General features: G+C 43.9%; 9 protein-coding genes and 3 pseudogenes. 5 read left to right on the forward strand and 7 right to left on the reverse strand.

The genetic code is table 11. The annotated features are described in order from the left end of the window. Positions 1 to 60: 60 nt before the first annotated feature. Entirely contained in the window at positions 61 to 537 is a 477-nt protein-coding gene (locus tag V6N89_RS11155) for a glutathione peroxidase (RefSeq protein ID WP_338517608.1), read from the forward strand. 137 nt (positions 538 to 674) lie between these two features. Then, positions 675 to 1,694 (forward strand): 2-hydroxyacid dehydrogenase, encoded by a 1,020-nt coding sequence (locus V6N89_RS11160; protein WP_338517609.1) that lies wholly within the window; start codon positions 675 to 677, stop codon positions 1,692 to 1,694. Between the two features lie 37 nt (positions 1,695 to 1,731). On the opposite strand, the gene V6N89_RS11165 is transcribed toward V6N89_RS11160, so the two are convergent. Beyond that, a complete protein-coding gene (locus V6N89_RS11165) occupies positions 1,732 to 2,472 on the reverse strand; it encodes a methyltransferase domain-containing protein (protein WP_338517610.1) in 741 nt (246 codons plus the stop codon). A gap of 13 nt (positions 2,473 to 2,485) precedes the next feature. Then, positions 2,486 to 3,247 carry a Nif3-like dinuclear metal center hexameric protein gene (locus tag V6N89_RS11170; protein ID WP_338517611.1) on the reverse strand — a complete coding sequence of 254 codons (762 nt, stop codon included), beginning with the start codon at positions 3,245 to 3,247 and terminating at the stop codon, positions 2,486 to 2,488. A gap of 232 nt (positions 3,248 to 3,479) precedes the next feature. Here V6N89_RS11170 and V6N89_RS11175 point away from each other — a divergent pair, with 232 nt between their 5' ends. Further along, entirely contained in the window at positions 3,480 to 3,806 is a 327-nt protein-coding gene (locus V6N89_RS11175) for a hypothetical protein (protein ID WP_338517612.1), read from the forward strand. Between the two features lie 53 nt (positions 3,807 to 3,859). Here V6N89_RS11175 and V6N89_RS11180 read toward each other — a convergent pair whose 3' ends face one another. The 4 genes and pseudogenes from V6N89_RS11180 to V6N89_RS11195 all read right to left on the reverse strand — a co-directional run bounded on the left by V6N89_RS11180 (position 3,860) and on the right by V6N89_RS11195 (position 11,057). Then, positions 3,860 to 4,504 (reverse strand): TetR/AcrR family transcriptional regulator, encoded by a 645-nt coding sequence (locus tag V6N89_RS11180; protein ID WP_338517613.1) that lies wholly within the window; start codon positions 4,502 to 4,504, stop codon positions 3,860 to 3,862. Positions 4,505 to 4,567: 63 nt separating this feature from the next. After that, positions 4,568 to 5,590 carry a protease SohB gene (sohB, locus tag V6N89_RS11185; RefSeq protein ID WP_346992700.1) on the reverse strand — a complete coding sequence of 341 codons (1,023 nt, stop codon included), beginning with the start codon at positions 5,588 to 5,590 and terminating at the stop codon, positions 4,568 to 4,570. A 115-nt stretch (positions 5,591 to 5,705) separates the two neighbouring features. Continuing rightward, complete coding sequence (locus V6N89_RS11190) at positions 5,706 to 8,237, reverse strand: acylase (RefSeq protein WP_346992701.1); 2,532 nt, start codon at positions 8,235 to 8,237, stop codon at positions 5,706 to 5,708. 211 nt (positions 8,238 to 8,448) lie between these two features. Then, positions 8,449 to 11,057 (reverse strand): annotated as a pseudogene (locus tag V6N89_RS11195) (VolA/Pla-1 family phospholipase). 306 nt (positions 11,058 to 11,363) lie between these two features. Between V6N89_RS11195 and V6N89_RS11200 the strand changes: the two are divergent. Next, positions 11,364 to 12,108 (forward strand): annotated as a pseudogene (locus tag V6N89_RS11200) (YciK family oxidoreductase). Between the two features lie 57 nt (positions 12,109 to 12,165). On the opposite strand, the gene glnS reads toward V6N89_RS11200, so the two are convergent. Then, entirely contained in the window at positions 12,166 to 13,833 is a 1,668-nt protein-coding gene (gene glnS / locus V6N89_RS11205; protein ID WP_338517615.1) for a glutamine--tRNA ligase, read from the reverse strand. Between the two features lie 249 nt (positions 13,834 to 14,082). Between glnS and V6N89_RS11210 the strand changes: the two are divergent. After that, a pseudogene (locus V6N89_RS11210) lies at positions 14,083 to 15,115 on the forward strand (LacI family DNA-binding transcriptional regulator). Positions 15,116 to 15,224 lie beyond the last annotated feature (109 nt).

A 15,224-nucleotide genomic window follows, 5' to 3' on the forward strand; every position in this document is an offset into this window, starting at 1 on the left:
TAATAACGTTAATCGCACACGCCGTTATACGTGAATAAAATGAATACAAAGGAAACTAACGTGAGCATATACGAGCATGCTATTACGCTAAATACTGGTGAAGAAATCACTCTAGAACAATATAAAGGCAACGTACTATTAATCGTAAACACAGCCAGTAAATGTGGTTTTACTCCGCAGTATGATGGACTAGAGGCGCTTTATAAGAGTTACAAAGATAAAGGGTTGGCGATAATAGGCTTTCCGTGTGATCAGTTTGGCCATCAAGAGCCAGGCAATGATGACGATATTGCCCAATTCTGTGCAATGAATTTTGGCGTGACCTTCCCTTTATCAACAAAAATAGATGTAAATGGTCCTAACACACTACCACTTTATGACGAATTAAAGAATAAAGCACCGGGCTTACTTGGCAGCAAGCGAATCAAATGGAACTTCACGAAATTTCTAGTTGATACAAGTGGAAACGTCGTAAAACGTTATGCACCAACAGCAAAGCCTGGCGATATTGAAAAAGATATTATCGCACTACTCTAAAATGTACCGTCGCTTTTGGTGGTCAATTCGTTCATACATGTAAGTTCAGACCATGGACGAAGCACGAAGGTCCTCAACTATCAGTTGCAACAAAACATAGCGTTAGATGCAATTAACTTCGCAAAGGAAACACCGATATGTTAAGTGAACAAGACAATGAGCGCTGTATCCGTATTGCCTTCTTCAGTACCAGAGAATACGAAAGAAAGGTCTTTTGTGAGACGTTTGATGCCCTAGGTGACCAAAACGCTATGTTTTCTGTCACCTATTTCGATCATGCGTTGAATGAAGATACTGCGCACCTGTGTGATAACATCGACGCCGTTGTTGTCTTTGTTAACGATGATGTTAACGCGGCGACGATTAAAACACTTGAGAATTGTGGCGTGACGCATATAGCATTGCGGTGTGCAGGCTTTAATAACGTAGACATTAATGCTGCTAAGCAATGTCAAATAAGCGTGAGTCGAGTACCTGCTTACAGTCCAGAAACCGTAGCTGAGCACACACTTGCGTTGATTTTAACGTTAAATCGTAAGACCCATAAAGCATACAACCGAGTACGCGAAGGCAATTTTGCCTTAAATGGACTAATGGGATTTACCTTACATAAAAAAACGGTGGGTGTTGTTGGTACTGGCAAGATTGGAAAAGCAGTAGTAAGAATTCTGTTAGGGTTTGGCTGTAATGTGCTGTGCTTTGACCCGACTCAAGATGACGATGTGAATGCATGGGGCGCAACGTATGTAGAGTTATCTACGCTACTGAATAAAAGCGACATTGTCTCTCTTCATTGCCCACTAAACGATTCCAGTTACCACCTTATCAATCAAGAATCTCTAGATAAAATGCCTGATGGCGTCATGCTGATAAACACGTCGAGGGGTGGCCTTATTGACAACAATGCGATTATCAAAGGGCTAAAATCAAAGAAAATTGGTTACTTGGGCCTAGATGTGTACGAAAGAGAGTCCGAATTATTTTTTTCTGATCGTTCTGAAGAAATTATACAAGACGATATCTTTCTGCGCCTTACCACATTCCCAAATGTGCTTATCACTGGCCATCAAGGCTTCTTCACTGAAGAAGCGCTTAATGAAATAGCCCAAGTTACGGTAAGTAATATTCTTCGAAACGAGAATCTAGTAAACCCATGACGTAGGATTATGTGCGAAATATCCTTGAAACCTGGCGCTACTTTTCAAGTAAAAGATGGAAATATTTCCCCAGCCACATATAGGGCTCTTGCCTGCAGTATTGACGTTCCAAACTTAAAAGTTCGTCATATTTGCTGCTCTGGTGGCTTATGTCTCGCATATAATCATGAAAACAGCGTATCCCGGCTTTGTCACGCACGTTAAAGCCAAGTGACTTACAAAAAGCCTCAACTTTGCTTGCACTCAGCGGCTGTTTAGGGTTTAAACGGACTTGTTTCTTTGCTTTCATTCCCTTCGCAATGTACTCAAAGTTTCCATAAATAGCGTTGGCAAACAAGTTGGCGTCTTGGTTAAAAAAACTCAGGCTTAATTTTGCGCCTTTTTGCATTCCCTGATAAAGAAATGCGATTGCATCAAAGGGTGAGTCTAACCACTCTAGAACCGCATGGCACACGACTAAGTCATACTCTTTCAAGTCTGAGATTTCTTGCAGATACTGTTGCCGCAGTATGACGTTTTCAAAAGCCTCAACATTGGTTTTGGCCTGCAGAAGTACGTCTTTTGATGCATCAGTTAACACCACGCTATGACCAAGAGAAGCCAGATGGGCGCTCATTACGCCAGTGCCCCCTCCTATCTCGATAACATGCATTGGTGTTTCTATATATGGCGCTAAGGCATCACATAATAACGTATGACGAATGCGACCTTTTGTTGTGCCATAGATATTTTTTGAAAAGGTTTCAGCAATACCATCAAAAATACGATCGTTATTCATTGAAATATTAAGCTTATGCGGGATTGTCTATGTCGATAAAGTCGACGGTAATTTCAAATTGTTCAGCAAGGTGTTCACCCAAAGACTTTATGCCGTAGCGTTCGGTGGCGTGGTGGCCTGCTGCAAAGAAAACGATCCCCATTTCTCTAGCGGTATGAACCGTTTGCTCAGAAACTTCACCTGTAATGAATGCATCGACACCTAGCTCAGCAGCCTGCTCTATAAAGCTTTGGCCACCACCTGTGCACCAAGCAACGGTTTTGATGGGTTTATCTAACGGCCCTTCGGTTAGTACGGGTCTACCTAGCAGTGTCGTCAACTTGGCGTTTAGCACATTGGGAAGCATGCTACTAGACATTTTACCATGCATAACAACACCAACAGGTTTAACTGAATGAACTGCTGAAATATCTTCGATCCCCAATAAATTTCCTAGTTGGCGATTATTTCCGAACTCGGGGTGAACATCTAGCGGAAGATGATAAGCAAACAAGTTAACGTTATTCGTCAATAGTGTAGTTAGTCGTTGTTTTTTCATGCCTACTACAGCTTGAGCTTCACCCTTCCAAAAATAGCCGTGATGTACAATGATTGCATCTGCATTAGCTTCTATAGCGCTATCGAGCAATGCTTGAGATGCAGTAACACCCGTTACAATTTTGTTGATATGTTCGCCACCTTCTACCTGCATGCCATTAGGGCAATAATCATTAATCTCGCCCACTCGTAGTAATCCATCAAGATATGTTTTTAATTCTAAATTAGTAGCGGACACAAATCCTCCGGTCGAAAGTTAGACAAACTGGTCAAAAAACGTTATAAAAACACGCGAACGTTGACCATTATACCTTGTATTTAATGACACGTGTGTAGCAGTCTTTTTGAAATTCTGTCTACCTAGCTTATCAAGTAGGGTTCAACGCGTAATCAAGGTTTACGCTTTAGCGTACTCTGTTGTACCACGTCAAACGTTCGTCAATTAATTTTAAAAAAAGAGCAAAATAAGCATGGCAAACCTAGACAAAGACCAAGTTATCGCTGATTTCACTCAGGCCTATACACAAGCAAACGGTAAGGCGCCAGCCATTGAAGCAAAAAGTGGTTGGTATAGTGTTGATGGTGGCAAAAATGTTCGTCTGGCACAATTACAGGAAATGACGGAAGCAATTAAAGGCGACGCTAAACCATTAAAAAAAGCCGCCGACAAAGCGCCAACAGCTAAAACTAAAACCGCAAAGGCAACGAAAACGGCTAAAAAGTCAGAATTTTCTGTAAAAGCGTACTACGCAGAGCAACTTAAAAATAAGGCGCCTGGAGCAACATTGCCGAGATAATTCTGGCAGGCACTGCTTTATCAAAAAAAGCACACGTTACGTGTGCCTTTTTGTTATACCGAACTGTTACTCACATCCGATCCTGCAAAACCTTGTGCAACAAACGGCACAAGATGTCGCATGACTTCTTCAATATCAACATGCTTATGAAAATCAGACTCCGCTATTTCCGTAAGCGCTTGACTTGATGCCATCGAGAAAACGAAGCTTCCCATAGCAAAGTGCATGCGCCAAAACAGCTCTTCTTCTGACAACTTCGGTAAGCACTGTCTAATAGCGCTCACTAATGCGCGAATACAGTCTCCGTAGTCATTCATAATAAACCGTCTTAAATGACCTTGAGTTTCGTTGTAGCCTCGTCCCAAAAGCTTAACGAACGTCGCCGTGCCATTATCGGATAAGGTATTCAGCGACAACATGGGGGGAATAAGTGTGTAAAGCAGCTTCTCGATGCCAGCAGCGCCTTGGCCAAGTGTCGTAACCTCAAGACAATTTTGAACATTGGGCATAAGGCGATCGAAATAACGCTTAAATACTGCCTGAATGAGGTTTTTCTTACTGCCAAAATGGTAATTAATTGAGGCTAAATTCACGTCCGCCCTAGCAGTAATTTCGCGCATTGAAGTTTGTGTAAAACCTTGGTGCGAAAATAGAAACTCAGCCGCATCTAGAATGTCAGTCTTGGTATGCCTTGCCATATTCTTCTTATTATCGATGTTGAGATTTATAAAGACGTGCAGAAAGATTCTGCACGTCTTTGATTAAAACCAGTGTCGCGCTTTGCTCCATGACTTCATAAAGGCTTTCTCTACTACATTGGCAGCAGACATACCCAGTTTTTCGGCAACATTTTTCTTCACAGAGTATTTAACACTGAATATCTCTCGTGCAGGGTGATGAGACAATATGTAGTCGTCAGATGTTGATAAATCATCAATTAGACCCAAAGACTTCGCTTTAACCCCTGGCCAATATTCACCAGTCGCAACCTTGTCTATATCCATCGCTGGGCGTTGACTGTGTACAAAGTCTTTAAAGAGCACATGAATTTCTTCGATTTCCTCTTTGAACTTTGCTCGGCCTTCATCATTATTCTCACCAAACACCGTAAGTGTGCGTTTAAATTCACCCGCGGTATGTTGTTCAAATTCAATATCGTTCTTTTTTAATAACTTATTGAAATTAGGCAGCTGTGCGAGAACACCGATACTGCCTATGTATGCAAACTGTGAAGCAATCAGCTTATCGGCCACGCAGGCCATCATATATCCCCCACTTGCCGCAACTTTATCAACGGCAATCGTAAGACTTAAGCCTTTATCTTTTATACGCTGTAGCTGTGACGCGGCTAATCCATAGCCATGCACTACACCGCCACCGCTTTCTAAACGCACGAGAACTTCATCATCTTTCTCAGCCACACATAAAATTGCCGTTATTTCTTCACGTAAATGCTCTACTTCATAAGCATCCATAGAGCCTTTGAAGTCAATAACAAACAATCGAGAGCGGTTCTCGTCTTCTTGCTTTTCTTTTGATTTTGCTTTTTCTTCTTTCTTTTGTGCTTTCGCTAACTTTTTAAGTGCATCCTTACTTAACAGCACTTCTTTAGCATATTGCGTAACATCTTTCAGCTGGTCTGAAATTGAGGTTATTTCAAGATGCCCTTTGCCAGGCTTCTGCTTACTCGCAACGCCAACAATTGTCGAAACAATTACTATAAATGCTAAAACTATGGTTACCGCTTTAGCCACGAACAAACCGTATTCGTACAAAAACTCCAAACTTCACTCCTAGAAAATACGGGCTATTAAATAATGAGCCACTTGCGTAAATATGACCAAGCAGATTTTCTTATCTGCTTGGCCACTAATTTATTCACGCTATGATACCAGCCTGTTACTGCTGTGACGATAGGGTTACTTGCTCTATCGTATTGTCAGTGATTTCTTGCTCTGTGAAGAAAATCTCTCGCAGTGTTGGCTGCTCAGAGTACAAGCGGGTTTGATCTAAGAAATGCTCACTGTCAAACTTGCGAGATTGTGAATAGGTTAGTATCCCCCTTCCCTCTGGGCCTTGATCAGTAAAGTTAATCACCATTGCCCAGCTTGTACCATAGTTAATATGATACCCTTGGCCTTCAGCGCTGAGTATTGTGCTACTGTCTACAGGTGAATAAAGGTGACGTGGCAGTAAGGTCTCGTCGCGGCTTCTAATAGTATCAAAGACATTGAAACCACCCTCAACGTTGTGAGCACCACCCCAAGGTAACTTCTCTCCAGATGGCGTGCCATCTGGCATGCTACGCTCCACAAATTGAACATCACCAAACGCTGCGTCAAATGCAATTCCCGTTTGCTCAATGATTTGAACTGCGCGCGCCAGTTGCTCAAGGGTAGTATCATTTTGCATTAGACCTGACGGCGTTGTTACCGGTGATTCCAGTGAAAACGGAACTTCCCATTGTGGGTTTCGTGCAAACTGAAATGCAAACTCTCTAAACACATGTGCACCCGTGCTTGCGATATTCATTGTGCCGTCCCAGTCAGATAGCGCGTCGCACGCTGCAGCAACTGATACGTCAACGCCGCCTACAGAAACAGGCGTATCTCCCTGAGCCGTGCAAGTTTGTAACAAATCATCTAGAACATCTTCTGCAAGATAGCTTCGGTTGTTCAGCAATAATGTTTCAACTTCCTCTGCGCTGAACGTTCCATCACTCCCCGCTTCCGTTTCGATGAACTTTTGCCCCATTCGAGAACGCAAGGTCTGTTGATAATCGACATTACCGTAGAGTGGATTATCAACTCTAATTGGAGAAGACAGGTTAGTTAGCCAGTAGCTGTCATTAGAATTTTGAACAGAATCCGTTCCTTCGTATTTTGGCGCCTCCTCGTAAGGTACGGGACCATCAAAATCAAATTGCGAAATGTTGCCGGGCAGCACAGTGAAACCGGCTGTGGCCTTAGTTTGAATAAGCAAAGGGTTAGTAGTTAACTGCTCTATCGCTGTCTCTGTCAAGTTCGGCACGGTAGAGTCATCAATGTAGAACACCTCACCGTCGGCTGAAGCAGCCATAGTGTTATTGAAAATAACACCATCATAGTCTTTAAAGGCTTGCTTAAATTCATCCATTGAGCCTGCCATATTCATCGCTAGCCAGTGGTCGACAATATCTAAATTCGGCAAGTTTGCATCTTTTATGGCAAAAGCGTTTGTTCCGTCCCAACCGAAATTGCCAGGCACTTCAATCATTGGACCATAGTTGGTGTAATAGGCCGTTTTATTAAGCTTTATCGTTTGGCCTGGTGCAACCGCCACATCAATTTGAAGCGGCTTTTCAAACATTGTTCTACGATTTCCATCAACAAGATGTGTTAGACCCGATTCATCGCGCTCGTCAAGGGTGAGTTGATAGACAACAAAGTGTTCAGCGGTTGAAAACGTATGCGTCCAAGCGACGTTTTCGTTAAACCCTATGTTTACCGCACCGGGTAAGCCCACTAGCGAACTTCCTGTTACATTCATAAAGCCTGGAACTTTAGCGTGAAAATTCCAAAATCTCAGGTTTCCAGTATGGGGAAAATGAGGATTTCCTAAGACCATACCCTTGCCGTTTGTAGTCTTATCGCTTCCTAAGCCCCAACCGTTAGACCCCATTTCCTGCGGGTTTCGTTCAGGCAAGGTTACATCAGGCGTAAACTTTAACGAAGCTGCTACTGAATCTGGTACTGACTCTGCCACCGTGGGCAAGTAACTTTCTCCTTCAGGTGCAGCTAGAAACATTGGGGCTAAAAAGTTTGAGGCCCCTGGTAACAGGGCTACACCAAGCGAATATGTTAACAAGTCTACGCTGTCTATTTCTGTCACCCAAGGCTGTCCAGCGCACGTTGGGTCCTGCTCTGCAACAGGTGTTTCGTTAAGATAACGGTTGTATCCTGCTGTATAGCCTTGGAACATTGCCCGCGAATTCACAGACATACTAGCAAGGTTAGATTCTGCGATTTCTCTAATACCTAGCGTCAAATATCCAAAATCATTAATGACATGTGCTGAATCACCGCTTCCCGGAACAAGATCTGGACCGAAGTATTTCGCTCTCTCTGAATTGTATTTTACTATCTGATCTGCCAACACACACATGTTGTCTCGAGCAAAGGCAAAACCAACGCCATAAGCCATACTTTCTAAATTATCACCTGTAACATGAGGTACGCCATACGTCGTCCATTTGATATCAGCAGTGAGTTCGCCATCAGTATCAAAAGCAGGAATTGGCGCAGGCGGTGGTGTCACTACCGTCGGGGGTGGCGGCTCAACAGGTGTGACGTTACTAAAGTCATTATCGTTACCACCACATGCGGTAAGAAGTGTCGTTACTGAAAGTGCTACAACCGTGGGAATCGGTGTAAAAATTCTATTTTTTCTCATCAAAAACAATCCCTAAAAGATGAATAATTATCAGCCGTCCCTACTTGTGAATACTGCTTACCATGAGACAAAACACATCGTTTAGGCACAATCAGATCCGACCAATTTACATTACATTAACACCCCTAGATATTCAAACAACATTCTAATTTTAAAAACAAAAAAGCTAAGCTTAAAAGCTAAGCTTATATTAGTGTTTTTTAACTATTGCTTAGTTAGCAACTACTGATTCGTCCGAAATTGGAAGAACCAACGCGTCAGAGGCCAAGTAGCCTGCAACTTGACGCTGCATCTCAGTGGTAACCGCAGCACTTGCCGCTGGGCTTAAACTTGATGCGTGCGCACCACTATTAAACAATACCAATCCGCTGATAGGATCTGCGCCTGGACCTTGTGTTGTGGTTACTTGTTCAAGACCAATAGTCTGAGCAAGCGGCAGTTGGCCAGCGAGCGGTAGCGCTGTGCTTACCGGAATTACTTGGTCAGGAAGATTCTCTTCACTACCATCACCCACAACCGTCAACATATGCACAGGTGTGTTTTCGCCTAATGTTGTTGCGTAATTAGTTGGGTCACCAGCATCCATTACCGTTTGCGCTGCAAACGCAAACTCTGCGAATACAGCGTTAACTGCTGCTGCTTGCTCAGCAGTTAAATTAGCTTCGAATGTTGCTACCGCAGCTGCAAGCTCTGCTTCGCTGACGTCTGTTGTACCATAAAGCTGATTAAGCAGTCCCACAAAATCCTCTGATGCTTGAGACAGCAGTAGCCCTTTAATCAGCGGACCAAATGCTGGTGACTCAAGTAAGAATTGTGCTACACCGCCTCCAGGAGACTCTAGTGAAGCTTGTTTTATTGCAAACATGCCGTCTAGTGCGGCAAGATCGCCACCCATCGACGTGTTGGCAACAGAAGCAAAGTTACCGCCTGTGATAGCACCAAGTGACACACCCATAATAGAAACACGGCTTGTGTCAAACTTCACTGACTGACCTGCTGTAGTATCAACAACAGCATTTAATCCTAAACGCAAACCAAGTAAATCTGAAACACTTTGACGTAAGTTGTCACGTGCTGTTGGTAAGCTCGCTAAATTCATGTAATGCGTTGCGCTTACTGTTGTCGCGTTTAACTCATCAACACCGTCACCGTTTAAATCGAAACCACGACTACCGTGAATGGGTTGGTCAATAGCAACAGAAGCAATACCTGCTAACGAAAGCGTTCCCGTAATAGCCAGCATATCTTCTTTTTGGCTTGTAATACCATGAGCAAGAATTACCACAGGCCATCCAGCTTCAGGCATCGTAATAGGGAAACCAAGCGCTCCCGCTACCGCCGGATTAGGTACAGTGACCTGAACATCAAGTGTCTCATTACCCATGTTGCCACCAGTAGGCTGAGGAAATGGGTTAAACTTAGTAATGTTTCTTGCACTATCTAGCATCTCGCCATTTACGCGAACATCAGCTAAACCCAAGCCTGAGCACAATTGTGCATTAGGCCCTGGTGTCGCAGCCGCAAGTGCTTCTTGAGGCGCACCAGCTAAGACAATGCCGCTATCACAAGCTGCTTGCCAAAACGTGTTTACCGGTGCTAACGGATTTTCTGCACTAGGCACACCTGAGAAATAAGGTAGCGAAATATTACCTTCAAAACGCTGCGCTGCGCAGAATGGACCCGCTTGAGCCAAAATTCCCGTAGAAACGGCCACAGCAAAATCGTTTAACGCACCCCATTGACCCGCTAGCTGGCCAGTCACCGTACCCGTAAGGCCAGCACATGTTTGAAGTGCACTAAAATCTGTTGCATCAATAAGTGGAACAAGCGGTGCCGCCTCTGGTGGCAACCCTTGCTTTCCTAATGCAACCGCCCCTGCTACGACTTCTGCACTAACCAGACCTAGTGCTTCCATTGCAGTTGGTGCGACATCTACATCGCGCACAACAATGGCAGGTAATGCTTGACCCGCTGTTGGGTCGCCCGCTGCAGCACGCATCGCAAATTCACTCACCATGACCTTTTTGATTGTGTCGAGCGAGTTTGGTACCGATTGCGTCGTAAAAGCTGAAACGTACGTAATATCTTCACGTGCATAGCCCGCACCAAGAAGCGGGTTGACTAAAGAATTAACAAGCTCTTGAAGAGATAGCTGTGCATCGCTAGAAAGTGGGTTTGTATTAATGTCCTGGCGCGCTGAATCCCACGTTGTCGAACCCTGTACTGATTTGCCAGAAGAGTCCTTTAGCGCGGTCGTCATTACTAACATGTGCCCTTTTGCTTAGGCTTTAGCGGCTTAAGCGGTACTACGGTGATGGTGTTGCTATCAGCTAAGCTTAATACGTAGTCAACACCGTAGGTTAACTGGTCACCCAATTTACAACCTGCCGATGGCGTTGTTATTTGCGCGCAATCAGGGTCGCTTTGGTCAAGGCCAAGCGTCGCTTCAAATAACAGCACACCTGCTGATAGCGAAGATGCATCAAGTGAGGTGCCAGCTGGCGTCTCTACGTCAATAACGAATGGATGCTGCGTGGACCAACCATCAAGCACGTTAAGTGCATTTTGAGGGTCACCGAAATCTGTTGGATCTGCTACAGGAATATTAAGCGTATAATCGAAGAAACCGTCGTCGCCCGGAAGCATAAGAAGGTCGTTAGGAACGTTTAGGTTACCAGCGGCTGGATCAAAAACGATACGTGAAAATGGCGTTTGGACTTCTGTTTCGGCCTCGATATCAGAAAGGGTTTCATCAGAGCCACCACAGCCTGCTAGACCCAGGGCAAGGGCCACACTGGAACTTAATACGAGTTTTCTCATCTCTACTCCCTACAAGCATTTTTGTTATTCTTTGTCTAAAACTGAGCCTTTGTATTTTGACTCTATCTATGTCGTTCCTGCGAGCATAGAAAAATGCTTTAAACATGTTAGACCAGTTGTATCTTCCTCAATCTTATTGACTTTGTTGCAACTTTGCAAAGTTTTGTTAACCAGTTTGGTTAACTTTTTTTACGTTTCACGAGAATTTTCATTGAATGTTTTACTTGTGACTCAGTCTGAGTATGATCTCGGGTAATACAAATCGTAAAAGATAGTTAATTAATTCAGTCTATTCGAAGGATAATAATGAACGATTATAGTGCACCGCAAGATTTACTTCAGGATAAAATTATACTGATCACAGGTGCGGGTGACGGTATTGGCCGACAGGCAGCACTCACCTATGCAGCTCATGGCGCCACATGCATATTGCTGGGTCGCACAGTGTCGAAATTAGAAGCTGTGTACGATGAAATATGTGCCAATAAAGGCCCAGAACCGAGCGATTGTCCCTCTCGACATAAAAGGTGCTACACCAAGCCATTATCAGCAAATGTCCCAAACTATCATTGATCAATTTGGCCGATTAGACGGTGTGTTGCATAACGCTTCAATTCTAGGCCACCTAAGCGCCTTCAAAGATATAGACGCACAGGAATGGCAAGATGTTATGCAAATAAATTTAAACGGTATGGTATTTATGACGCAAGCGCTCATCCCTGCCCTTGAAAAAGCGGATTCAGCTTCCGTTGTGTTCACAACATCAAGCGTAGGAAGAAAAGGACGCGCGTTTTGGGGAGCTTATGCTGTTTCTAAATTTGCCACAGAGGGCGTCATGCAAACGTTGGCCGATGAATACCAAAACAAGTCGGTACGTTTTAACTGTATAAACCCAGGTGGCACCCGAACCCATATGCGTGCTCAGGCATTTCCTGCAGAAAACCCTGATACACTGAAAACACCAAAAGACATTATTCCTTTGTATTTGTATCTAATGGGCAAAGACAGCGCCACCGTTAATGGCCAATCACTAGATTGCCAACCAAAGTAATTAACGCTCAAAAAAAGCCGCTACAAAGCGGCTTTTTTGTTTTTACTATTTACCAGGCTACTCGCCTACTTTGGCCCACGTGTCCCTTAACCCTACTGTACGGTTGAACACAGGCTTCATATCGGTGCTGTCGTTGTCTACGCAAAAATACCCCGTTCGCTCAAACTGCCAAGCGCCAGCCGAAGGTACATTCTGAGCAAGTCCACTCTCAACCCAGCCTTGTTTGACTTCAAGCGAATCTGGATTGATTGCATCAGTAAAGTTCTCTTCAGCTGCTGGGTTAGGCACGTTAAACAAACGATCGTACAAACGGAACTCTGCAGATTGTGCAGTTGCAGCATCAACCCAATGAATAACGCCTTTCACTTTGCGCCCATCAGCAGGATCCTTTCCTAGAGTCTCAGCATCATATGTACAGTAAACTGTGGTGACATTACCGTCCGCGTCTTTTTCTACACGATTGGCTTTTACCACATACGCATTGCGGAGACGCACTTCTTTGTCCAGCACTAAGCGCTTAAACTTCTTATTAGCTGATTCACGGAAGTCTTCCGCCTCAATGTAAATTTCACGACTAAAACCGATGTTACGCGTACCCATACTTTCATCATTTGGATGATTTGGCGCGATAAGGGTTTCTTGCTTACCTTCTTCGTAGTTTTCAATCACCAATTTGATTGGGTCTAGAACGGCCATGGCACGCGGAGCATTAACATTTAAGTCGTCACGAATACAGGCCTCTAACATCGACATTTCAACTATGTTGTCCATTTTTGTAACGCCGATACGCTTACAAAATTCAACAATAGAGCCTGGTGTATAGCCGCGACGACGCAAACCCGCGATAGTCGGCATACGCGGGTCATCCCACCCACTCACGTGATGCTCGTCAACCAGTTGGATAAGGCGGCGTTTACTCAGTACCGTGTACTCAAGATTAAGACGCGAAAACTCATATTGACGAGGTGTACAATCAATACTGATATTTTCGATAACCCAATCGTATAGACGACGATTATCCTGGAATTCCAGTGTACACAACGAATGCGTTATACCTTCAATCGCATCTGAAATACAGTGCGTGAAGTCGTACATTGGGTAAACACACCATTTGTCACCAGTTTGATGATGATGGGCATGCTTAACGCGGTAAATTACTGGGTCACGCATACACATAAATGGCGACGTCATATCAATTTTTGCACGCAGGCTACACTCGCCTTCTTTATAATCGCCCGCAGTCATCTTGGCAAATTCGCGCTTGTTCGTCTCAATATCAGTATCGCGATAAGGACTATTCTGACCAGGCGCTTTTAATGTTCCGCGCATCTCTCGCATAACGTCTTGCGAAGAAAAATCGACGTATGCTAGGCCCTTGTCTATAAGTTCGTTAGCATAGGCATGAAGTTGATCGAAATAATTAGACGAATAGCGAGCCTCACCGTCCCAATTAAATCCTAACCATTCAACGTCTTCTTTTATCGAGTTAACAAAGGTAATGTCTTCCTTTGCGGGGTTCGTATCGTCAAAACGTAGATTGCAGGTCCCTGTATAATCCTGTGCAATACCAAAATTTAAGCAGATTGATTTTGCATGACCTATATGTAAAAAACCGTTTGGCTCAGGCGGAAAGCGCGTCTTGATGGCGTCGTGTAACCCGCTGGCCAGGTCTTTATCAATAATTTGACGGATAAAATTGGTCGGACGGTGTTCAGTCTCGGCCATTCGCATGTTCCCCTTATGCACTAATAAATCAAAAGAAATTTTCGGCAGTATAACACTGTCACAAATGAATCAACCATGTTTTATTCGCTAAAGCCTGACAACTGGTTGAATATAGAGCATTCGACATTACAAATAAGTCAGATACACCTCAAATGCCTACTACGCGATACCAAAATACAGGTAACCGCCAATTTTTGTGTTAATCTAAATTTCGCGACAACACTGTCGTAGTAGCAAAATATGGTGTTTATGAAAGAAAAAGCAACCTCATTTGATATCGCGCATTTAGCTGGCGTTTCTCAATCTACGGTATCCAGGGCGTTGAATAACAGCCCACTTGTAAACCAAGAAACTCGAGACCGCGTACAGCGCATAGCACGCGAACTCAATTATAAAGTAGACAAGAACGCGAGTAACTTGAGGAAACAGAAAAGCAGTACCATTGCACTGCTATTGTTTGAAGATCCAACCTCAGATGATTCGATGATCAACCCTTTCTTCTTGGCAATGTTAGGAAGTATTACTCGTGCTTGTGCACACGCCAACTACGATTTGTTAGTCTCATTTCAAAATTTAGACGATGATTGGCACGCCGAATATGAAGATTCTAATAAGGCAGACGGCATAATATTATTGGGTTATGGGGATTATACTGACTATCAAAACAAGGTCGCGCAACTAGAGTCACAAGGAACACACTTTGTCCGTTGGGGAGCACCAGATGCAGCACACCCTGGCGTGAGTATTGGTTGTGATAACTATCAAGGCGGACAACGGATCACCGAACACCTCATAGCGCTTGGTAAGAAGACGTTCGCATTTATTGGTGACAACGGTGACCACGCACCAGAGTTCAAGGCAAGGTTTGAAGGCTACTATAAAACCTTAACCGATAATAATTTTCACCAAGATAGTCTACAACGTGATGCCAATTCTACTGAGGACGCGGGCGCCTTAGCGGTAAAATCACTATTAGAAAGCGACACCCTTCCTCAAGCGATAGTTTGCGCATCGGACTTGATTGCAATGGGCGTTGTTAGAGCATTGCGACAAGCAGATATATCAGTACCTGACGAAGTAGCCGTTGTCGGCTATGACAATATAGCTGTATCAGCCTACACAACACCTGCGTTGACGACGGTTCAGCAAAACACAAAACTCGCTTAGTGAATTACTCGTCACAACCTTACTTAAAGCTATCAATAATGAAGAAGTCCAGGATTACTTAATGCCAGCAGACGTTATCATTAGACAATCATGTGGTAGTGAAAAGAGAACATAGCAAGCTTAACAATGGGGTCAGGCACCTCTTTGTCTAAGAGTTGGCTAACTACGAAGTAAACATAGGCTTAAGACAAAAAAAGCGCTTCGTCTAACAACGAAGCGCTTTT

Source organism: Alteromonas gracilis (genome assembly GCF_036870955.2).
GTDB classification, from domain to species: domain Bacteria; phylum Pseudomonadota; class Gammaproteobacteria; order Enterobacterales; family Alteromonadaceae; genus Alteromonas; species Alteromonas gracilis_A.